We start from the raw sequence: 21,795 nt of genomic DNA on the forward strand, positions 1-21,795 counted from the left end.
GCGGGTCGCGAAGAAGACGGCGAAGAAGCGGGTCGCGAAGAAGACGGCGAAGAAGCGGGTCGCGAAGAAGACGGCGAAGAAGAGGGCTGCGAAGAAGACCGTGAAGCGCGCGGCGCGCAAAGCTACGAAGCGCCGCTGACCGTCACCAACTGGTCGAAGAGCCCCTGCATCTCACTCTTGCCGAACGCGGTGTCGATGCGCGCGACGATGTTTCCGGCGCCGTCGATCGTGTAGAGCCACGGCTCGCTCGGTAGCTGCCACGCGGTCACTGTGGGCGACGGGGCGCTGGCCCGCAGGTTCTTGTAGATGTCGACGTGCACAAACGTGATGCGGTCCTCGTAGGGCTTGCGGATCGAGAGCAACTCGTCGAGCACGGGCCCGCAGTACTGGGACGTACAGAGTGCCGGGGTCGCGAACAGCACCGCGACCGGCCGTCCGGCGCCGATGACGTCCGACAGCGACACCGTGTGGAGCGGACACTGCGGGACCCGCGTGCAGATCGGCTTCACTCCGAGCGTGTCGGTCTTGGTGGGCGAGGCCGCACGCGGCGCCGCTTGCCCGGGCACCGGCGCCATTGCCGTGGCGGGCAGCTGCATGGAGAACTTGGTGGTCTTCCCCTGGAACTGGGCTGCGCCGTCCCAGACACCGGGTTCGCCGAATGTCGCCTCGGTGCGGTACACCCCCCGCCCCTTCGGCAAACCTTGACGATCGAGCCGCATGGGCATGAGTTCCGACCAGTCGCCGTTCGGACCCTTGAAGCGCACCGAGACCGGCGGGCCGCTCACGTACTTGATGCCGTCGCTGCTTCCCTGCTGGAGCACGATGGTGAACCGCTGCGGGTCGGGTGACGCGTAGAGGTCCGACGAGAACGGGATCGCGACCACGCGCGTCTTGCTCGCGGCGGCGTTGGCCGGAGCGGCACGCGCGGCGACGAGCCCGCCCACGACCGCGAGGCCAGTGCCGAGGAACGCACGCCTGGACACAGCCGGGTCGGAAGACACGACCCCTATCCTGCCTGACCGTGAGCGCTAGTTGGGATCGGGTCGCGTTCACCTGCAACGGCGAAACCATCGAGGTCGACTGCTTTCCCGGGGAGTCACTCCTCTCGGTCCTCCGCGAGCGTCTCGGCATCGTGTCGGCGAAGGATGGCTGCGCGCCGCAGGGGCAGTGCGGGTGCTGCACGGTGCTCGTCGACGGCGATCCCCGCGTCGCGTGCGTCACCCCGGTGATCCGGGTCGCGGGGCGGGTGGTGACCACCGTCGAGGGTCTCGAGGCAGCCGAACGCGCGGAGCTCGCCGCGGGCTTCGCCGACGCCGGTGGCTCGCAGTGCGGGTTCTGCACGCCGGGCATCCTCGTGCGGGCGGCGTGGCTGCGTGGGAAGGGCCGTACCGCTCGCGTCGACCTCGACCGCGCGCTCGCCGCGCACCTGTGCCGCTGTACCGGCTGGGAGACGGTCTACGAGGCGATCGACCGCGCCGCGCCAAGAACTTCGCGCGCGCGCGGCGACGGCGCCACCCGGCGCGCCGTGCTCGAAGGCGGAGTGCCGCAGCGAGTTGGCTCGGAGATCCCGTTAGGCGTTGGTGGATTTGCCGACGACCGCGCGCCGCGCGATGCGCTCGTGGCGGTGCCGCTCCCTCCCGGTTCGGAGGCGCCGTCGATCGAAGCCGCCGGCGTTCGGTGGGTCGTTGCCGACTCACTGCACGAGGCGCGCACGTTCGCGGGCAAGGTGCAAGGGCGGCGCACCACCGTCGACCTCTCGTGGCCGCTCTCGCTCCCGGTGCTTCCGGCGGGCGGTGTGCGGCTCGCCACGGGATGGGTGGAGCCTGCGTACCTCGAGCCGGACGCGTCGTGGTGCGAACCGGGTGGTACGCCGGCGTCGCCGCTCGCGAACGGTGGCGCGTTCGGTGGGAAGGAGACGTCACCCGTTGCCACCGCCGCGCGCGAGCTCGCCGACGCGACTGGCCGCACGGTGCGTGTGGTGTTCTCGCGTGAAGACGTGGTGCGGCTCGGACCGAAGCGTCCACCGATCGCGGGCACCGCTGTCTTCGACGGCGAGCGCGTCGCGCTCGAAGGTGTCGCAGCCGGTCCGCTCGATACCTACCGCACCGCGATCGACTGGCCGTACCGCATCGAGGAAGTCGGAACGTGGGAGCAGCGATCTGTCCCCGGTCCTTCGACCGCGTCACACCTCCGTGCGGTGGGGCTGGCGGAACGGACCGTGCTCGTCGAAGGCGCTCTTACCGAAGCGGGAGTCGATCGCCGCGGCCTCGTACGCGACGAGCGCGTTGCCCGTGTGCTGCTCGAGTCGTGCGGGTGCGGTTCGAGTGGCGCGCTCGCTGGGGCGCATGTCGATCTACGGGAGGACAGTTCGATCGCGCGTGTCGCCGTGCGTGTGGCGGCAGGCGATCCGCTCGACGAGGTGGTGCTCCGCTCCTACGCGATCGGGGCCGCGCACATGGCGCTCGGGTGGGTGCTCACCGAGGGCATTGCGGTCGATCCGGTGACCGGCGAGGTGCACGACCTCACGATCCGTTCGTTCGGCGTGATCCGCGCCAAGGACACACCGCCGATCGACGTGGAGATCGCCAACGACCCCGGGCCCGCGCTCGCGCGGGCGTCCGATGCCGTGTTCGCCGCGGTCGCGGCCGCGACGTGGAACGCGATCAGTGAGCACGCGGGGACGCGTCCCGAGCGGTTCCCCGCCCGAGACACGCCCGCCGCGCGACGGCTACGCCGCTGACGCCGCGGATTCCTGCGGTCCGCGCAGCATGAGGATGCTCACGACGAGCACCCACACGAGGAACGCAAGGAACGCCACGAACGCGACGACGAAGATCGCGTCGCGCGTCGTTGCCACCGCCGCGCCGCCCACGACTGCGACGAGCGCGATGAGCGCGCCGAGCCAGCCGAGCACCGGCGGCAGCACGCGGCTCCGGATGATCAGCGCGGAGAACGCGCCGAGGAACACCGCGAGCCCGAACTCGGTGGAGATGGCGAGGTTCGTGCTCAGGAGGTAGAAGGTCCGCGCGCCTCCCGTGCCGAGGGTTCGCACGCCGACGATCGGTAGCACCGCGAGCGTGACCCCGCCGATCGTCGCCAACACCGACGCGAACACCGCGCCGCTCAGCGCGGCCACGGCCAGCCGCGGCGATCCACCTTCGCTTCGCCGCATGAGGCGCCAGACCGACCCCAGCCACCAGTACAGCGGGATGACCGCGACGGCGCCGATGTATCCCGACCACCGGAGCGCGTCGTCCTTGTCGGCGATGAACTTCGCGATCTTCGTCGCCGAGTCCGATGTCTTCGGTGGGCTCCCCGGCAGGAAGAATGTGATCGCCACGAGCACCGCGAACAGGATTCCTCCGAGCGCGCCCCACCGTTCCCACTTGCTGTCGTCCACTGTGACCCCCTCATTGAAGTGTGTCGCTTCCGTGATGTTGCAGTGCGAATGTGCCGATTTCAAGGACCGTCAGACGTGATCCAACATGGCGCCGGGCCGGTCGACCTGGGTGTGCGCGAGCGCCGGGCTGTCGAACCGCTCGGCGAGGTCGGGCACCGGGATGCCGACGCGCTGCGCGATCTCGTCGAGCTCGTCGAGGTCGAAGCGGTAGAGGCGCGCTGCGTTCGCACCCAGGATCAACCGTTGCTCGTCCTCGGGGATGCCGCCGAGCGTGGCGCGTACCCAGTCGTACGTGCGCGGCCACGTGCCTTCGACGTGCGGGTAGTCGGACCCGAACATCATGTTCTCGACGCCGATGTCGTAACGCATGTCGGTTTCCGCGCGCGACACCGACGACGCACCCACGTAGCACTGACGCTGCCAGTACTCGCTCGGCTTCATCGGGAGCACCTGTCGGATGTGCGCGAAGTCCTTGGACTCGTAGAGATAGTCGAGGTAGCTCACCGACGCCGGCACCCAATCCGAGGTGCCCTCGGTGAACACGAGGCGCAGATCGGGGTGGCGCTCGAGCGTGCCGTTCCAGAGGAGGAACCACAGGATGCGCTTGGGCCACATCGGCACCTCGGTCACGTACAGCATGATGCGCGTGAGTGGCTCGACCCCACCGCCGTAGTCGGGACCGGCGCCGCCGTGCACGTGCACGGGCATTCCCTGCGCCGCGCAGGCGGCCCACAGTGGTTCGTACCGCTCGTGGTAGAGCGGTGCTGCCTCGGCATCGTCGAACAGGATCGGGACCGACACGCCCTTCAGCCCGGCAGCCGCGGCCGTCTGGATCTCCGCGACCGCGAGGTCGATGTCGTGGATCGGGAGCTGCGCGATCCCTGCGCGCCGTCCCTTCGCCTGAGCGCAGAAATCGGCCAGCCAGCGGTTGTACGCAAGCAGCCCCGCGGTGCGGAGCTCCCGCGAGTACGGCTCACCGCCGCGTCCACTCACGAACGGGCCACCGTTCGGGAACACGACTTCACCCACGACGCCGTCGTCCTCGAGCTCCTTGATGCGTCGCTCGGAATCCCACTGACCTGCCGTACCGCCGGCGACTGCTTCGGTCTCCTCGTGGCCGTGGTACTCGTCGAGCGTCTCGCGCGAGAACAGCAACCCGCCCTCCTCCGACGCCTTGGCGCGGCCCTCCGCGAACTCGGCCCTCCTGTCCCACGACTCCGCGTACGCGTCGAAGTACTTCGACTCGAGGTACGGCGTGAAGTCGTCGGGGCGGCCGACGGCGTGACAGTCGGCCGAGATCACCACGAAGCGCTCCATGAGAGTCCCCCTCTCGCTCGTGCCCAGCGTAGACCGCTACTCTGCGCGCATGGCCGCCGGCGGGATCATCATCGCCGCCATCATGCTGCTGGTGTTTCCGGTCCTGATCATGTTCGGCGGTGCGATCTGGAGCGCCCTGATGGGTTGGCTCCTCGTCGACGACGCCGATCGCCGCGCGGGACCGGGCGCGACGCCGGGCGAGTAACTACTGGCCGGGCGTCCAGCGCTGGGTGCCGAAGCGGTAGCCGACGGACCGCACCGTCTGGATGAGACTAGCGTGCTCCTCGCCGAGCTTCGCCCGCAACCGTCGCACGTGCACGTCGACCGTGCGCGCGCCTCCGTAGTACTCGTAGCCCCACACGCGCGACAGCAGCTGCTCGCGCGTGAACACCTTGCCCGGATGCGTAGCGAAGAACTTCAGCAGTTCGTACTCCATGTACGTGAGGTCGAGCGGTTTGCCCGACAGCGCGGCCTGGTAGGTCTCGAGGTTGAGCACGAGGTCGCCGTACTCGACGATCTCCGGACGTGCGCCCCGACCGGTCCGCCAGAACAGGTGCCGGAGGCGCGCCTCGAGCTCCTTCTGGTGGAACGGCGTGAGGCAGAAGTCGTCGAAGAGGTCTTCGCGCATCTCGAGCTCCGCAAGCTGCGCGCCGGACACGAGCAGCAGCACGGGCTCGAGCGAGCTGTCGCGCTTGCGCAGCGCGCGGCAGATGCCGAACGCGCCTTCCGGGTCTTCGTCGGCGCACACCACCGCCCCACCCCAGCCGTCGGCCGGCTCCGCCTGCGTCGCAATCGACACGTTGCCGACCGCCTTCCACGGATGACCGGCAAGGTCGAGGGTCTGCGCGAGCAGAGGCGGCGGTGGGTCGGGGAAGACGAGTAAGGGATCGGGTGCCATCACAGCGATCCCAGGTACCGATCGAGCTCCCACGGCGTGACGCTGCTCTTGTAGTCGCTCCACTCGCGCCGCTTGTTGCGGATGAAGTAGTCGAACACGTGCTCACCCAATGACTCGGCCACGAGCTCCGAGTCTTCCATGACAGCAATCGCTTCGGCGAGGCTTTGCGGTAGAGAACCGATGCCCTCCGCAGCGCGTTCCTCCGGGGTCATCTCGTAGATGTTGTTCGTGGCTTCGGGGGGGAGCTCGTAGCCCTTCTCGATGCCGCGGAGCCCGGCCGCGAGCATCATCGAGAACGCGAGGTACGGGTTGCACGCGGGGTCGGGAGAACGGAATTCGATCCGCGTCGAGCTCTCCTTGCCCTTCTTGGGCACCGGCACACGGACGAGTGCGGATTCGTTGTTGCGCGCCCAGCACACGTGCACCGGGGCCTCGTACCCCTCGATCAGCCGCTTGTAGGAGTTCACCGTCTGGTTCGTGATCGCAGTGATCTCGCGCGCGTGGACGAGCAAACCCGCGATGAAGCACTTGCCGATCTCGGACAGGCCGTACTCGTCGCCCGAGTCGTGGAAGGCGTTGACGTCGCCCTCGAACAGCGACAGATGCGAGTGCATCCCGGACCCGAACGCGCCCTCGATCGGCTTGGGCATGAACGTCGCGTACACGCCGAGATCCGTCGCCACCTGCTTGACGACGACTCGGAACGTCATCACGTTGTCGGCCATCGTGAGCGCGTCGGTGTAGCGCAGGTCGATCTCGTGCTGGCTCGGACCGAGCTCGTGGAAGCTGTACTCGACGGGGATGCCCATCGCCTCGAGCGTCACGATCGTCTGGCGCCGCAAGTCGCTCACCATGTCGAGCTGCGTGAGGTCGAAGAACCCGGCGTGGTCGAGTGGCTTGGGCTCCTTGGCCGACTCGAAGATGAAGAACTCCATCTCCGGCGCGACATAGAACGTGAAGCCCTTGTCGCGCGCTCGTTCGAGATTGCGCTTCAACACATGCCGGGGGTCACCCTCGAACGGCTCCTCCGACAGGTGCTTGATGTCGCAGAACATGCGCGCGACCGGAGCGTCGTCGCCGCGCCACGGGAGGATCTCGAACGTGTTGGGGTCGGGGACGGCGAGCATGTCGGATTCCTGGACCCGCGTGTAACCCTCGATCGCCGACCCGTCGAAGGTCATGCCTTCCTCGAGCGCGGTCTCGAGCTCCGCCGGCGTGATGGCGAAGCTCTTGAGCGAACCGAGCACGTCGGTGAACCAGAGCCGCACGAACCGGACCCCTCGTTCTTCGACGGTTCGGAGCACGTAGTCGGACTGGTGCTGCATGGTGGTGACCTTCTATCTGGGCGAACGCCGCGACCGATCGCCAATTCTGGCATCGGCCAAGACCCCCGTTCGCCCTGAGGACAGCCCGTTCACAGGCCATTCACATTTGGGCAACGACCCCGAAACCGCGTCCTGCGAGCCTGCGTCCGCGGTCCCCACACATGGGTCGCTCACCCGTTCGCTCCTGCATCATGGGTCGCTCACTGCGAGCCGGGATACCCGGCTCGCAGCCGTTCGCTCCTCAGGCCGGCTCGTCGTGGTGGGCGGGAACCGGCGTAGGCTCCCGCCGCTCGAACCGACAAGAGGTCGAAAGGCCGAGAGGTCGAAAGGCCGAGAGGTCGAAAGGTAGGTAACGCAGGTGGCTACTCCGAGTGACGTCCTCCGGATGTTGCAGGACGAGGTCGTCGACGTCGTCGACGTGCGATTCTGTGACCTACCCGGTCTCATGCAGCACTTCTCGATTCCCGCCCATGAGCTCACGGAGGACGTCTTCGACGAGGGCCTCGGCTTCGACGGTTCGTCGATTCGCGGCTTCCAGGAGATCCAGGAATCCGACATGCTCCTCAAGCCGGACCCCAACACCGCGATCATCGACCCGTTCACGAAGCACAAGACGCTGAACATCAACTGCTTCGTCGAGGACCCGGTGACCGGCGAGTCGTACACGCGCGACCCGCGCTACATCGCGAAGAAGGCAGAGGACTACCTGCGCGGCACCGGCATCGCCGACACCGCGTACTTCGGTCCCGAAGCGGAGTTCTACATCTTCGACTCTGCGGTCTACGACCAGAACCAGTACTCGGGCTTCTACTACCTCGACTCGATCGAGGGCGCGTGGAACGCGGGACGCGAGCGTGAGCTCGACGGCAGCCCGAACCTCGGTTACAAGATCCGGTACAAGGAGGGGTACTTCCCCGTCCCACCGATGGACCAGTACCAGGACCTCCGCTCCGAGATGCTCCTCACGCTCGAGCAGGTCGGTATCCCGATCGAGGTGCAGCACCACGAAGTGGGCACGGCAGGTCAGGCCGAGATCGACATGCGCTTCGACTCGCTGGCAGCGATGGCCGACAAGCTCATGCTCTACAAGTACGTCGTCAAGAACGTCGCGCGTCGTGCGGGCAAGAGCGTCACCTTCATGCCGAAGCCTCTCTTCCAGGACAACGGGTCCGGTATGCACGTGCACCAGTCGCTCTGGAAGGGCGGTGAGCCCCTCTTCTTCGACGAGAAGGGCTACGCCGGACTGTCCGACCTCGCGCGGTGGTACATCGGCGGTCTGCTCGTGCACGCCCCGTCGCTGCTCGCGCTGACGGCTCCGACGACGAACTCCTACAAGCGTCTCGTGCCGGGATACGAGGCGCCGGTGAACCTCGTGTACTCGCAGCGGAACCGCTCCGCCGCGGTGCGCATCCCGCTCTACTCGAAGAGCCCGAAGGCGAAGCGGCTCGAGTTCCGCTGCCCCGACCCGTCGTGCAACCCGTACCTCGCGTTCCCGGCGATGCTCATGGCCGGGCTCGACGGGATCCAGAACCGCATCGAGCCACCCGCGCCGCTCGACCGCGACCTCTACGACCTGCCCCCCGAGGACTTGGCGAAGGTGCCACAGGTGCCGGGCTCGCTCCCGGAGGTGCTCGACGCGCTCGAGAACGACCACGAGTACCTGCTCGCGGGTGGTGTGTTCACACCCGACGTGATCGAGACGTGGGTCGAGTACAAGCGGGTCAACGAGGTCGACGCAATCCGCCTACGCCCGCACCCCTGGGAGTTCGCCCTCTACTACGACATCTAGCCTGCGCGGGTGAAGTAAGACTGGTAGGATTCCTACCATGCGAGTCACGGAGAAGGGTCAGGTCACTATCCCCAAGGAGCTGCGCGACGAGCTCGGCATCGGGGCGGGCAGCGAGGTCGACTTCGAGCGGTCCGACGACACCATCGTGATCCGTAAGGCCACCGACGGCCCGTCCCGTGGGCGCCGGCTGGCGGAACGGCTGCGAGGCCGAGGTGACGTCGCCATGACGACCGATGAGATAATGGCGCTCACCCGAGGCGGCTGAGGGGTGCCGCACGGGACGCTCGTCGACACCAACGTGTTGCTTGACGTGCTCACCGAGGACGAGACCTGTTTCGCCGGGTCGATGGAAGCGTTGGCCGACGCTGCCGAGGTGGGGCCGCTGTGGATCAACCCGATCATCTACGCCGAGGTGTCGGTGCGGTTCTCGCGGATCGAGGACCTCGAGGAGGCGCTGCCGCCCGAGGACTACCGGCGAGCGCAGCTTCCGTGGGAGGCGGCGTTCCTGGCCGGCAAGGCGTTCCTCGACTACCGCCGCAGCGGCGGCACGAGGACGTCGACCCTGCCGGACTTCTACATCGGGGCGCACGCCGCCGTCGACGACATGTCGCTGCTGACCCGCGACGGCGCCCGCTACCGTACCTACTTCCCGACGGTGCAACTCATCACGCCCCACACCTGAGATCACCGGAACAGGTCGAGTCCCCGCTCGTGATGATCCCCACGTGGTTCATGCCGTCCAGCAACATGGGGTCAGAGTACGGGACCATTCTCGGGAGGAACCATGTGGATCCGCGTCGCCGTCGGTGCCGTCCTGCTCCTCGTCGGCGTCGTGTGGATCGGGCAGGGCGCAGGTTGGATCCACGGATCGTTCATGACCGGAGAAGCCCTGTGGCTGGTGATCGGCGTGATCTGTGCCCTGGGAGGGGCGGCGCTGATCGGCACGGCGCGGCGCACTCCTCGTCACTGAACGGGCGCGGTCGTCGTAGTATCTGCCCGTGCGCAGAGTGCGCCACTCGGCACGCTTGGGGGGAGAGTTCGTCCGCTACGCGGTTTCCAACCGCGCCTGGTGGGTGGTACCACTCGTGCTCCTCCTCGCAGTTGTGGCGCTCGCGGTCGTCGCCGGGCAGGCAGCGGCGCCGTACACGCTGTACACGTTGTTCTGAGCCCGCGCGGGTGAAGAACGGCACCGGGGGCCCAGGGGGGAGCTCGTGTCGCAGTGGACATGGGGAGAACTGGGCGAATTGCCCAGTCCGAAGCCTCGGAGTCGCGCGCGGGCGGGCCTGCTCCGCATCGCGATCGCGGTTGCGCTCGGCGCAGTGCTGTGGTGGCTGGGCTTCGCGGTCGTCGCGCTTGCGATCGTGGTCGCGGCGATCGTGCTCACTGCGGCGTCGTGGGCATGGCCGGCCGGGAGCGGCCGCATCGAAGCTGTCCTGCGCCGCTTCGGTCACACGGTCGGTCGGGCGCTGACCCTCGTGCTGCTCACCGCAGTGAACCTTCTGGTGTTCACGCCGGTTGCGATCGTGATGCGCGTCGTCGGGCACGATCCGCTCGCGCCGGGGACGCGCCGCACCGACGCATCGTTCTGGCACCCGCGGCGCGCGCGCTCGATGCCGGAGCGGCAGTTCGCCGACGAGCGCGCGCTTTTTGCTCGCATCGGTGAGGCGAAGCACCGCCGCCGGCCGATCCTGCGCCTGGCGACGGCCGTCGGCGTGGTCGTGCTGATCCTCGCTGCCGACCTGGGCGCGGGCTGGGTGTACGACCAGGTGAGTGACGCTTCGCGCAGCCCGGCGGCTGCGGCCGACGACTCGATGGCCATCGAGGACCAACCGGCGCTGCAGGACAGCCCGTGGGCACGAGACTTCGTCGCGGAGCAGAACCAGCTCGTCGCCACCCCCGACACATATCTCGGGTATCGATACGCGGACTTCCGTGGTCGCTACCTGACCCTGGTCAACGGTGTCCGCCGCAGCTACCAGCCGGCGGGCGGCGGCCGGCTGAAGGTGTGGTTCTTCGGCGGTTCCGCGCTGTTCGGCGACATCCAACGCGACGAGCACACGATCCCGTCGGAGGTCGCGCGCATCGCCGAGGCCGACGGGCTACCGATCGAGGTGCGCAACTATGGGCGCCCGGCGACGTCGACGTGGATGGAGCTCGGTTTGCTCGAGGAGTTGATCGCGAAGGCTGGGAAGCCCGATGTCGTCGTGTTTTACGACGGCTTCAACGATCTGGCATGGCAACTCAACATTCGGCTCTCCCCGGATCCGTACAACCCGTTCGACGGGTCGAGCAGCGCGTCGGACGCCGCCGCGCTCCCGAGCTCGAACCCACCAGCGGAACCCGCGGTCAAGCGGAAGCCTGCACCCGCCTCCGACGACGACGGCGGCACGAGCGTGTCCGACGTGATCTCGGCGTACTGGGACCAGGCTGCCTCGCATCGTGTGTACGACGCGATCAGCGACCTCGTCGACCCGCCGGGCAAGCAGCCGGTTCGATTCGCGAAGGGAGTGGAGGAGCACCACACGAGCTCGGCTCCGGCGTCGCCCGAGTCGGTGCAAGCCGGCCAGAACGCGGCCTCGATCGAGAAGCGCGCGGCGATGCTGGTGACCGCGCTCGGACGCGCACATGGGTTCCGCCCCCTGTTCTTCTACCAACCGACCGTGTTCACCAAGCGCCTGCTCGCCGACGAGGAGCGGTACCGCGCCCTCCCGAGCTACGAGCCCGAGCGGTGGGATCCCGCGACGCAGGAGGCAAGGAACCTCCTGAAGGCGACGCCCTACATCGATCTCGGTCGGTCGCTCGACGGAATGACCCGGCCGGTGTTGAGCGACTTCGTGCACATCAACGAGGACGGTGCTCACCGCGTCGCGGAGGCGATGTACGAGCACCTCAGGGCACAACTGCAGAAGGCCGACGAGTCACGGAACGCGTCACGGTGAACATCCTCGGTGTGAGCGCCTTCTACCACGACTCTGCCGCCGCCCTCGTGCAGGACGGTGCTCTCGTCGCGGCGGCGCAGGAGGAGCGCTTCACCCGCAAGAAGCACGACGCCCGCTTCCCGCGCCACGCCATCTCGTATTGCCTGCGGCGCGGCGGTGTGGACGCGCGTGGTCTCGACGCGGTCGTGTACTACGACAAGCCCCTCACGACGTTCGTGCGACTGCTCAAGACGTACCTGAAGGTCGGCGCGGCCGGCTTGCGCTCGTTCACGCACGCGATTCCCGCGTGGACCGACGAGAAGCTCTGGATTCCCTACGAGCTCGAACGCGGGCTCGGCGATCTCGGCTACGCGATGCCGAAGCAACTGTGGTTCACCGAGCACCACGAGAGCCACGCGGCCAGCGCGTTCTTCCCTTCACCGTTCGAGCACGCCGCCGTGCTCACCTTCGACGGCGTCGGGGAATGGGCAACGAGCAGCATCGGCGTCGGCCGTGGCAACCGGGTGACGCTGGTCCGGCAGATGAACTTCCCGAACTCGCTCGGGTTGTTGTACTCCGCGTTCACCTACTTCTGCGGTTTCCGCGTAAACTCCGGCGAGTACAAGTTGATGGGCCTCGCGCCGTACGGCAAGCCGAAGTACGTCGACTCGATCCTGAGCGACCTGATCGACCTCCGCGACGATGGCTCGTTCCGCGTCGACATGCGCTACTTCGGCTACCTCACCGGGCTCGAGATGACGAACCGGCGGTTCGACGCGCGCTTCGGCGGCCCTCCTCGCGAGCCCGAGTCGGACATCACCCAGCGCGAGCTCGACCTCGCAGCATCGATCCAGGAGGTCACCGAGGAGATCGTGCTGCGCATGGCGCGCACGGCTGCCCAGGTCACGGGGGAGCGCGACGCGTGTCTTGCGGGCGGTGTGGCGCTGAACTGCGTGGCGAACGGCCGGTTGCTCCGCGAGGGACCGTTCGAGCGAATCTGGATTCAACCGGCGGCCGGCGACGCGGGCGGGGCGGTCGGCGCCGCGCTGTACGGATGGCACCAGATCTTGGACAACCCGCGCGAAGCCGACGGCGTGCACGACCGGATGCGCGGCGCCTACCTCGGCCCGCGGTTCATGCCCGACGAGATCGTCGCGTGGCTCGACGCGAACAACTACCCCTACCAACGTGTGACCGGCGCCGAGCGCGCCCGACGCATCGCGCGCCTCGTCGCCGACGGGAAGGTCGTCGGCCTCTTGCAGGGTCGCATGGAGTTCGGCCCACGCGCCCTCGGGCACCGGTCGATCATCGGCGACCCGCGGTCGTCCACGATGCAGTCGATCATGAACTTGAAGATCAAGTACCGGGAGTCGTTCCGTCCCTTTGCCCCAGCCGTGCTCGCGGAGCAGGCGTCGACGTGCTTCGACATCGACCTGGGCGTCGAGTCGCCTTACATGCTCCTCGTGGCCGACGTGCGGCCAGAGCTTCGCAGCAGTCCCGACGCGGACCACGGGAGTACCGACCTGCGATCCTGGGTCAACGAGGTGCGGTCGGAGATCCCGGCCGTGACCCACGTGGACTACTCGGCGCGCCTGCAGACTGTGTCCCGCGACACGAGCCCGCAGTTCCACGAGATCCTGACGGCGTTCGATGAGCTGACCGGATGCCCGGTGCTCATCAACACCTCGTTCAACGTGCGCGGTGAACCGATCGTCTGTACGCCCGAGGACGCGTACCGCTGCTTCATGCGCACCGAGATGGACACGCTCGTGCTCGAGGATTGCCTGCTCGACAAGGCCGACCAGCCTGCGTTCGCCGACGCCGATGACTGGTCGGTCGACTTCGTGCTCGACTGACCACCGTCACTTCGTGCCGTAGAACTCGCGCTCGACCACGCGGCGCGCTCGGCGCGTCAGCCGGCGGTAGTCGTCACGCAAGGACGTCGCCGGTTGATGCACGTAGTCGAGCATCAACCCGAGTTTCTCGATCATGGCGCGATCTCGGGGGAGCGCGTCCGATGGGCTGCCGCTCTGTAGGTAGCGGGCGTTGCGCGCGCGCTCACAGAACCGGTAGGCGGCTTCGAGCGCAGCCACGTCGTCGTCGGCAAGCAAGCCGGCGTCGCGCAGCCGGGTCAACGCGTCGATCGTTCCCGGCACGCGGAGCTCGGGGCGCTCGCCGCCGTGCTGGAGCTGCAGCAGCTGGACCAGGAACTCTACGTCGGACAACGAGCCGCGCCCGAGCTTCAGGTGGAACTGCGGATCTTCGCCCGGCGGGATGCGTTCGCGCTCGATGCGTGCCTTCATGCGCCGGACCTCGCGCATGTCGTCGTCGGTGAAAGGCTGTCCGTACACGACGTGTTCGACGAGCTCGAGGAACCGTGCGCCGAGCTCGGCCTCGCCGGCCACGACCCGAGCCTTCGACAGCGCTTGCCTCTCCCAGGTAAGGCCCCAGCGCTCGTAGTAGTTGGCATACCCGGCGAGCGACCGGGCGAGCGGCCCCTGGTTGCCCTCCGGGCGCAGTCGCGCGTCGATACGGAACGTCTGACCTTCGGACGTCGTCGCGCCGATCTCGGTGACGAGGCCTTCGGCGATCCGCTCCGCGACGTCGAAGTCGGCTGCGCCGTCGCCGCCGTACACGAAGAGCACGTCGATGTCGGAGGCGTACGACAGCTCGGCCCCTCCCAGGCGTCCCACGCCGATCACGGCGAACGGCACCGGTGGCTCGAGCGAGGCGAGCGCGGCCTCGAGGCACGCCTCGGCGAGGCCGGTGAGCTCTCGTTCGGCGACCTCGAGCGGTGCGAAGCCGAGCAGGTCGCGCGCCGCGATGCGGAGCAGCTCGCGTCGCTTGAAGCGCCGCAGCCCCTCCCGTCGCTGTTCCGCGTTCTCCCGCCACTCGAGTGTGTCGAGCGCATCGGCCACGAGCTCTGCGCGCGGCTTCTCCGCGCGCAGCGCGTCGTCGTCACCCAACAGGTCGACGAACTCGGGCTGACGGCGCAGGGCGTCGCCGACGACGCGGCTCGATCCCAGCAGGATGCACGTCCGTTCGGCCGCGACCGGCGCGTCGCGAAACGTAGTGGCGAGCGATGCAGACCGGGCCGGCCCCTCGGCCAGCCTGCGGAGCTGGAGCAACCCGAGGTCCGGATCGGGGGTCTCCGAGAGCCACTCGAGGATGACGGGAAAGAGTTGCTGCATCAGCTTCGAGCGACGAGTGACCCCGAACGCGAGCTCGCGCACCGCGGCGCGCGTGCGTTCCACGTCGGTGAACCCGAAGGCGGCGAGCCGTTCCTCGGCAGCCTCGGGCGACAACGGACCTGCGCCGGCGAGCGTGTCGAGCACTGGCGCGAAGAAGAGCCGCTCGTGGATCGAGCGCACGGTGGCCTGGTGCGCCCGATGGCCGGCCTCGAACAGTTCGAGCGCGTTGCGGTCCGCGTGGTCGCGGTAGCCGAGCACGCGCGCGAGGCGCGTGCGTGCTCGCCCGTCAGTCGGGATGGTGTGGGTCTGCTGCTCGTCGTAGATCTGGAGACGGTGCTCGACGGTGCGGAGGAACCGGTACGCATCGTCGAGGCGCGTGGCGTCGGCGCGCTCGACGTATCCCGACGACGACAGCGCGCGCAGCGCATCGAGCGTCGTCGGGCTCCGCACCGTGTCGTCGTGCCGGCCGTGCACGAGCTGGAGGAGCTGCACCGCGAACTCGATGTCGCGGATGCCTCCACGACCGCGCTTGAGCTCACGATCGCCCAGGCCCTTGCGATCGGTGACGTCTTCCGAGCGTCCCTTCATCGCGCGGATCTCGCGCACCGCGTCCGGGCGGAGCACGTCGGGCCACACGAAGGGCCGCGTCAGCTTCATGAAACGGTCGCCGAGCAGGGGGTCACCCGCAACCGGCCGCGCCTTCAACAGCGCCTGGAACTCCCACGTCTGTGCCCAACCCTCGTAGTACGACCGGTAGCTGTCGACCGTTCGCGTGAGCGGGCCGCTCCGGCCTTCCGGTCGCAGGTCGGCGTCGGTGCGGAAGACGATCCCGTCTTCGGTGGTGGTTGTCATCGTCGTGAGCACCGAGCGCGCGACGCGCTCGGCACTCTCGCCGTCGCCGTCGTGTACGAAGAGCACGTCGACGTCGCTTGCGTAGTTGAGCTCGCGTCCGCCGAGTTTTCCCATCCCGATCACCGCGAACGGCCGGTCGCTCTCGGCGATGGAGAGCGCCGCCTCGAGGCACACCTGCGCAAGTGCGGCGAGCTCGCGTCCGACCGCGGGGAGGTCGGCGGTACCGAGCAGGTCGCGGCTGGCGATGCGAAGCAATTCGCGGCGCTTCCATCGCCGCAGGCCACGTTGGTCGGCACTGCCCGCGTCCCGCCACGAGGCGCGGTAGTCGTCGATCCCTTGCTCGTGCGCGAAGGCATCGGCGTCGCGTAGGGGGTCGAGCAGCGTCGCGTCGGCGATCACCGCCGACGACAACGACCGCGATGCGCACGCCAGCGCGATCAGACCGTCACGGAGGAGCGCGTTGCCCGCCAACTCGTCGGCGACAGTCGGTTGCGCCTCGGCCACGCGGGCCAACACGGTGTGCGCGATCGAGGCGTCAGCTGACCGGTCGATGGCCCCGGCGAGCGCCGCGTTCTCGAGCACCCTCTCGCTGCCGGCCATGTGGGCAGTGTCGCGTATCCTGAAGCCATGCCCCGGCTCCGCATTGCGGCGGCGCAACTCAACGTGATCGTCGGTGATCTCGACGGCAACGCGGCGCGCATCATCGACGCCTACGAGCGAGCGGAGGCCGCCGGCTGCGACCTCGTCGCGTTCCCGGAGCTCGCGCTCACGGGCTACCCACCCGAAGACCTGCTGCTCCGTCCCTCGTTCGTCGCGCGTTCTGCTGAGGTGCTCGAGAAGTTGGCCGCGCGTACGGGTCGCGCCGCCGCGGTGGTGGGCTTTCCCGAAGCCGCCCGCGATCTCTACAACGCCGCCGCGGTGTGCGCGAACGGTCGCGTGCTCGGCGTGTACCACAAGCACTTGCTTCCGAACTACGCAGTGTTCGACGAACAGCGCTACTTCGCGCCATCCACTGTCGACGGTCCGCTGTTCGTGGTGGCAGGCGTGCGAGTCGCGATGTCGATCTGCGAAGACGCGTGGAGCCCGAGTGGTCCGATCGTCACTCAGGCCGCCGGCGGCGCCGAGTTCGTCGTGAACATCAACGCGTCCCCCTACTACGCGGGACGGATCCGTGAGCGAGCAACGATGCTCGCGACGCGAGCGGCCGACGCGTCGGTACCCGTGCTCTACGTGAACCTCGTGGGCGGGCAAGACGAGCTCGTCTTCGACGGCGCCTCGATGCTCTTCGACGAACGCGGGCATCTCGTCGCACGAGCGAAGCAGTTTCAGGAAGATCTCCTGGTCGTCGATGTCGACGTCCGGCCCGCATTCCGTCGCCGCTTGCTCGATCCGCGCGGACGCGTGCGGGCGGAGCCGTTGCGCGAAGTGATGGTCAGCGAGCCGCGGGTCGGCGAGCGCGGCGCGCCCACCCGCATCGAGCCGCTGCTGGAGCCCGTGCACGAGGTGTACGAGGCGTTGGTCCTCGGCACCCGCGACTACGTCCAGAAGAACGACGTCGCCGACGTGTTCGTCGCGATCTCGGGTGGCATCGACTCGTCGCTCGTGGCCACGATCGCCGCCGACGCGCTCGGACCTGAGCACGTCACCGGTGTGCTCATGCCGTCGCGCTACTCGAGCGCGGGGAGCGTCACCGACGCCGAGGCGTTGGCTGCGAACCTCGGCATCCGCACCATGACGATCCCGATCGAGCCCGCCCACACTGCGTTTCTCGACATGCTCGCGGAACCCTTCGGAACCGAACCGGGACTCGCAGGGGAGAACCTCCAAGCGCGGATACGCGGCACCGTGCTGATGGCGCTGAGCAACAAGCTCGGCGGCCTCGTGCTGACCGCGGGGAACAAGAGTGAGATGGCTACCGGCTACGCAACGCTGTACGGCGCCGATATGACGGGCGCGTTCGCGGTGATAAAAGACGTGCCCAAGATGCTCGTGTACGCGCTCGCGCGCGACCGCAACGAACGGGCCGGGCGTGCGCTGATCCCCGAAGTCGTGCTCGAGAAGCCGCCGAGCGCAGAGTTGCGGCCCGATCAGAAAGACTCCGACTCGTTGCCCGAGTACGCGACGCTCGACCCGATCGTCGAGGGCTACGTCGAGGGTGACCTCTCGATCGCCGAGCTCGAAGAGCAGGGCTTCGATGCCGACACGGTGCGACGGGTGGCACGGCTGATCGATCGCAACGAGTACAAGCGCCGTCAAGCGCCCCCGGGCGTGCGCGTGTCGCCCAAGGCGTTCGGCAAGGACCGGCGTCTCCCGATCGTCAACCGCTGGCCGGGCTAGGAACGAAGCGGAGTCGTGCGCCAGGCGCGGTTCGCGGCTGAAGCCGCGCTCGTGCTCGCGGCGCTGCTCTACGGCGTCACGTTCCCGCTGGTCCACGACGCGCTCGAGGACATCACGCCGTTCGCGTACCTCGTCGGTCGCTTCGGCATCGCGCTGCTCTTCGTCGCGCCCCCAGCTTGGATCGCCGCACGCGGCATGCGTGATCGCCGGCTCCTCTGGCGCGCGGGCACGATCGCCGGTGTGCTGCTCTTCGGCGGATACGCGACCCAAACCGTCGGCCTCCAGTACACGACGCCTTCCACGTCGGCGTTCATCACCGGTCTCTATGTGGTGCTCACGCCGGTGGTCGAGGCGGTGGTGTACCGCCGCACGCCCGAGCGCGCGGTGTGGGGAGGAATCGTGCTCGCCACGATCGGTCTCTACCTGCTCACCGGCGCCGACGTCCACCTCGGAAGCGGTGAGCTCCTCACGCTCGCGTGCGCGCTGCTTTTCGCGGGTCACATCGTGTACTTGGGTGCGTACGCGCGCCGCCTCCCGCCTGCCGCGTTCACGGGCATGCAGCTCGGGATGGTCGCGGTGCTCTCGCTCCCGGCGGCCACCGCGCAGGGCGTCGGGAAGCTCACCGCGCTCGCGGTGTTCGCGGTGATCTTCACCGGAGTGGCGTGCTCGGCGATCGCGCTGCCTCTCCAGTTATGGGGCCAGCGCCGCATCCCGGCTGCGCGTGCGGCGTTGATCCTGCTGGCGGAGCCGGTGTTCGCCGGTCTCGCCGGCTACATCAGTGGTGAACGCTTCGCGGCGGAGCAGGTCGCCGGCGCTGCGATCATCCTCGTGGGCATCGCGGTGTCGGAGCTCGGATCGGCGTCCGAGCGCGACGCTGCGCAGCCGGCGGAGGAGGTCGCGTGACCAGCGCCCGGCACCCGGGTGCAAATCCCTCGGGCCCGGATCGGTGAGAGTCCTGTGGAAAAGCGTCATCCCGGCGGTCGAGTCCGTGCGGGCCCGTCTCGACGACAGGTACAGGGCCTGGCGACCCGAGGCGAACGTGATCGCGGAAGCGCCGATCCCACCGGGGGGGCCCCCTTCGTGACATTCACTGCGAGCCGGGATACCCGGCTCGCAGCCGTTCGCTCTCGCTCGAGGCCCCCTGACCTGCGGTTTCTGTTTCCCACAACCCCTGTGGAGACTCTTGACGGGGCCGGTATCGTTACAGGCGAGCCAGCGGAGCCGAGGCCTGCAGCGTCGCCCGGGCCCCGTGCCTCTCTTGCGATTCCACGCACCACGACGAGAGAAGGATGCCCCGGGTGGCGAAAGAGCGAGTCGAACGCGACGAGGAAGATCTCGTCCGCCTCTATCTCACCGATATCGGGCAGTACCCCCTCCTCACCAAGGACGACGAGGTCCGGCTCGCCCAACAGATCGAGCAGGGCAACTCGGCCCGCGAGGAGCTGGTCGGCGGCGGCAAGGAGCTCACGCCCACCAAGAAGCGCGAGCTCCGGCGCACGGCCCGCCAGGGTGACGACGCCCAGCGCACGTTCGTACAGTCGAACCTGCGCCTCGTCGTGTCGATCGCCAAGAAGTACCAGGCCTCGGGCCTGCCGCTCCTCGACCTCATCCAGGAGGGCAACCTCGGCCTGATGCACGCCGTCGAGAAGTTCGACTGGCGCAAGGGCTTCAAGTTCTCCACGTACGCAACATGGTGGATCCGTCAGGCGATCACGCGCGGGATCGCCAACACCGGTCGCACGATCCGCCTCCCCGTGCACGCGGGCGACACGCTGGCGCGTCTCCAGAAGGCGCGGTCACGCCTCGAGCTGAAGCTCGGCCGGGCGGCCACGCTCGCCGAGCTGTCGGCCGAGGTCGAGATGCCCGAGGACAAGGTCACCGAGGCGCTCCGGTTCGCAGCCGAACCGTTGTCGCTGTCGGAGCCATTGCGCGAAGACGGCGACGCCGAGCTCGGTGACATCGTCGAGGACCGCTCGGCCGAATCGCCCTTCGAGGTCGCGGCCACCGCGTTGCTGCCCGACGAGATCGAGAAGCTGCTCGCGCCGCTCGACGAGCGTGAGCGTCAGATCCTGGCGCTGCGCTTCGGGCTCGACCGTGGCGAACCGCGCACGCTCGAAGAGGTGGGGGAGCACTTCAACCTCACGCGCGAGCGCATCCGCCAGATCGAGGCCCGCGCCATGAGCAAGCTGCGGCACCCCTCCGCCGACACCGGCGCCCGCGACCTCCTGGCTGTTTGACACCCCGCTCGTTCGAAGCGAGCGCGAGTGACGATGTGACGCCTTGACCCGTGGCGGCTGCGAGCGCGACCAGAAATTTCGCGGAACTTGTAGGGCGCCTTTCGAACCCACCTTCAGGTCTGACCGCGGTTCTCGTGTACGACCGGTGAAGGTTTCCTTCGTCAGCTCGTGCGCGTCAGGCAGAACTCGTTGGCTGGAACCAAGTAGCGGGACGAAGGTCCGGAGGTTGATAGCCCGTGCATAGCGCCGGGCCTCGGCTCAAGCGCCGGTCCGCGACGATCTGATAAGTATTGACGACATGCTCACTTCCGGTCAGGCCTGGGACGTTCTACGTTCGCACGCGCCTCGCGATCAGTGGCTCACGCTCCAGGACGTCTATGCGCTCGTCAGCGCGTACGTGGAGCTCGATGAGCAGGACCGGGCTCCCATCGCCACCAATGGAAAGTCGGCGCGTTGGCAGCGAACCGTTCGAAACGCTCTCCAGACGCACAAGCAGAGTTCCGAGCTTGAGTGGGACCGGCAGACGGGCTTCCGCCTCCCGACCTGAGACGCCAGCATCCGCGAATCTTGCCTGTCGTACCCCTATCCTACGATCGAACACGTGTTCGATTCATCCGAATATCACCCCACGCGTGGGGCCGTCTCGGCATCCCGGCTCCATCTTGAAGAGCCCGGTAATCTTCCGCGGGACACCCAAAGGGCGGTTGCTACAGAGGTGGAATTGCAACTGTCGGGTCGACAGGCCGGGGAGTGCGCGGAAGGGGTGCCGGTGCAGCTGCGGCTGATGGATGGGGCAACGTCACCCGCCTTTGAGCCTCTCAGCACGGACACCGCTGCGCTTGAACCGCGTGAGCCAGACCGGGCTGAGATAATGGGCCGCAAGGGCTCCATCTACTACCGGGCCCACAGCTATCACACCAAGGTTCCGCCCGAGGGCATCGCTCGGCTGATCGAGCACTACACCGACCCCGGCGATTGGGTACTCGATCCTTTCTGCGGGTCGGGGATGACCGGCGTGGCGAGTCTGATGAGCGGTCGCCAGGGTCTGCTCTCCGATCTCTCACCGGCAGCCGTCCACATCGCCAACAACTATGTGACGCCGATCGACCCGGCGCTGTTCGCGTCTAGTGCAGCGACGCTCCTCACTCAGCAGAGCAGTCTTGAGCGATTTCTGTACGGGACGCCGTGCACCTCATGCCGTGGCGGCGCCGTGATCGAGTACACGGTCTGGTCGGACGTCTTCGCATGTCCAACATGCGCCACTGAGATCGTGTTCTGGTTGGGCGGAGTGGACGCGACCACGGGCGCAGTGGCGCCCACGATCCACTGTTCCGGGTGCGGCGCCGACTGGGCAAAGCGCTCGCTTCGTTGGTCGACAAGCGTCCCCGTGCTCCAGTCCGTGCGCTGCGCGACTTGTCGGAAGCGTTGGCAGGAACCAATCAGCGACGCGGCGCGTGCACGAGGACAGTCTTTCGATGCTGACTCGATACCCCACTGGCATCCGACAACGCCGTTCGAGCCGTCCCGGGAG

The 21,795-nt window shown here is 68.0% G+C and carries 19 protein-coding genes; 13 read left to right on the top strand and 6 right to left on the bottom strand.

Annotated elements, in window-relative coordinates; all coding sequences use genetic code 11:
* Positions 1 to 122: 122 nt before the first annotated feature.
* Complete coding sequence (locus WD271_10610; protein ID MEX1008280.1) at positions 123 to 1,001, bottom strand: hypothetical protein; 879 nt, start codon at positions 999 to 1,001, stop codon at positions 123 to 125.
* A 20-nt stretch (positions 1,002 to 1,021) separates the two neighbouring features.
* Here WD271_10610 and WD271_10615 point away from each other — a divergent pair, with 20 nt between their 5' ends.
* Positions 1,022 to 2,740, top strand: a complete 1,719-nt coding sequence (locus WD271_10615) for a 2Fe-2S iron-sulfur cluster-binding protein (GenBank protein MEX1008281.1) — start codon at positions 1,022 to 1,024, stop codon at positions 2,738 to 2,740.
* Here the strand turns inward: WD271_10615 and WD271_10620 are convergent.
* On the bottom strand, positions 2,729 to 3,400 hold the full coding sequence (locus WD271_10620) for a hypothetical protein (protein MEX1008282.1): 672 nt from the start codon (positions 3,398 to 3,400) through the stop codon (positions 2,729 to 2,731). The two genes, WD271_10615 and WD271_10620, sit on opposite strands and share 12 nt — an antisense overlap.
* Positions 3,401 to 3,469: 69 nt before the next feature.
* Positions 3,470 to 4,717 carry an amidohydrolase family protein gene (locus WD271_10625; GenBank protein ID MEX1008283.1) on the bottom strand — a complete coding sequence of 416 codons (1,248 nt, stop codon included), beginning with the start codon at positions 4,715 to 4,717 and terminating at the stop codon, positions 3,470 to 3,472.
* A 49-nt stretch (positions 4,718 to 4,766) separates the two neighbouring features.
* Between WD271_10625 and WD271_10630 the strand changes: the two genes are divergently transcribed.
* A complete protein-coding gene (locus WD271_10630; GenBank protein MEX1008284.1) occupies positions 4,767 to 4,922 on the top strand; it encodes a hypothetical protein in 156 nt (51 codons plus the stop codon).
* Here the strand turns inward: WD271_10630 and WD271_10635 are convergent, their stop codons facing one another.
* The gene (locus tag WD271_10635) at positions 4,923 to 5,615 is read right to left on the bottom strand and encodes a response regulator transcription factor (GenBank protein ID MEX1008285.1); all 693 of its coding nucleotides are present in this window, start codon (positions 5,613 to 5,615) and stop codon (positions 4,923 to 4,925) included.
* Positions 5,615 to 6,940 (bottom strand): glutamine synthetase family protein, encoded by a 1,326-nt coding sequence (locus tag WD271_10640; GenBank protein ID MEX1008286.1) that lies wholly within the window; start codon positions 6,938 to 6,940, stop codon positions 5,615 to 5,617. The genes WD271_10635 and WD271_10640 overlap by 1 nt, the downstream gene beginning before the upstream one ends.
* Before the next feature lie 385 nt (positions 6,941 to 7,325).
* Here WD271_10640 and glnA point away from each other — a divergent pair, with 385 nt between their 5' ends.
* From glnA to WD271_10675, 7 genes are all read left to right on the top strand, one after another.
* Positions 7,326 to 8,729, top strand: coding sequence for a type I glutamate--ammonia ligase (gene glnA / locus WD271_10645; protein MEX1008287.1), 1,404 nt, complete (start codon positions 7,326 to 7,328; stop codon positions 8,727 to 8,729).
* 37 nt (positions 8,730 to 8,766) lie between these two features.
* Positions 8,767 to 8,994 carry an AbrB/MazE/SpoVT family DNA-binding domain-containing protein gene (locus tag WD271_10650; GenBank protein MEX1008288.1) on the top strand — a complete coding sequence of 76 codons (228 nt, stop codon included), beginning with the start codon at positions 8,767 to 8,769 and terminating at the stop codon, positions 8,992 to 8,994.
* A gap of 3 nt (positions 8,995 to 8,997) precedes the next feature.
* Entirely contained in the window at positions 8,998 to 9,411 is a 414-nt protein-coding gene (locus WD271_10655) for a type II toxin-antitoxin system VapC family toxin (GenBank protein MEX1008289.1), read from the top strand.
* A gap of 102 nt (positions 9,412 to 9,513) precedes the next feature.
* Positions 9,514 to 9,699, top strand: a complete 186-nt coding sequence (locus WD271_10660; GenBank protein MEX1008290.1) for a hypothetical protein — start codon at positions 9,514 to 9,516, stop codon at positions 9,697 to 9,699.
* A 28-nt stretch (positions 9,700 to 9,727) separates the two neighbouring features.
* Entirely contained in the window at positions 9,728 to 9,895 is a 168-nt protein-coding gene (locus WD271_10665) for a DUF5989 family protein (GenBank protein ID MEX1008291.1), read from the top strand.
* Between the two features lie 78 nt (positions 9,896 to 9,973).
* Complete coding sequence (locus WD271_10670) at positions 9,974 to 11,668, top strand: hypothetical protein (protein MEX1008292.1); 1,695 nt, start codon at positions 9,974 to 9,976, stop codon at positions 11,666 to 11,668.
* Entirely contained in the window at positions 11,665 to 13,503 is a 1,839-nt protein-coding gene (locus tag WD271_10675) for a carbamoyltransferase (protein MEX1008293.1), read from the top strand. Before WD271_10670 ends, WD271_10675 begins: the two co-directional genes overlap by 4 nt.
* A 6-nt stretch (positions 13,504 to 13,509) precedes the next feature.
* On the opposite strand, the gene WD271_10680 is transcribed toward WD271_10675, so the two are convergent.
* Positions 13,510 to 16,290, bottom strand: a complete 2,781-nt coding sequence (locus WD271_10680; protein MEX1008294.1) for a bifunctional [glutamine synthetase] adenylyltransferase/[glutamine synthetase]-adenylyl-L-tyrosine phosphorylase — start codon at positions 16,288 to 16,290, stop codon at positions 13,510 to 13,512.
* A 27-nt stretch (positions 16,291 to 16,317) separates the two neighbouring features.
* On the opposite strand from WD271_10680, the gene WD271_10685 reads away from it, so the two are divergent.
* The 4 genes from WD271_10685 to WD271_10700 form a co-directional block, all read left to right on the top strand.
* Positions 16,318 to 18,027 carry an NAD+ synthase gene (locus tag WD271_10685; protein MEX1008295.1) on the top strand — a complete coding sequence of 570 codons (1,710 nt, stop codon included), beginning with the start codon at positions 16,318 to 16,320 and terminating at the stop codon, positions 18,025 to 18,027.
* A 15-nt stretch (positions 18,028 to 18,042) separates the two neighbouring features.
* Complete coding sequence (locus WD271_10690) at positions 18,043 to 18,930, top strand: DMT family transporter (GenBank protein MEX1008296.1); 888 nt, start codon at positions 18,043 to 18,045, stop codon at positions 18,928 to 18,930.
* 386 nt (positions 18,931 to 19,316) lie between these two features.
* Positions 19,317 to 20,264, top strand: coding sequence for a sigma-70 family RNA polymerase sigma factor (locus tag WD271_10695; GenBank protein ID MEX1008297.1), 948 nt, complete (start codon positions 19,317 to 19,319; stop codon positions 20,262 to 20,264).
* A gap of 601 nt (positions 20,265 to 20,865) precedes the next feature.
* On the top strand, positions 20,866 to 21,795 hold a 930-nt coding region (locus WD271_10700), incomplete at its 3' end, for a DNA methyltransferase (protein MEX1008298.1).

The sequence above is a fragment of the Acidimicrobiia bacterium genome (genome assembly GCA_040880805.1).
Classification (GTDB): domain Bacteria; phylum Actinomycetota; class Acidimicrobiia; order IMCC26256; family DASPTH01; genus DASPTH01.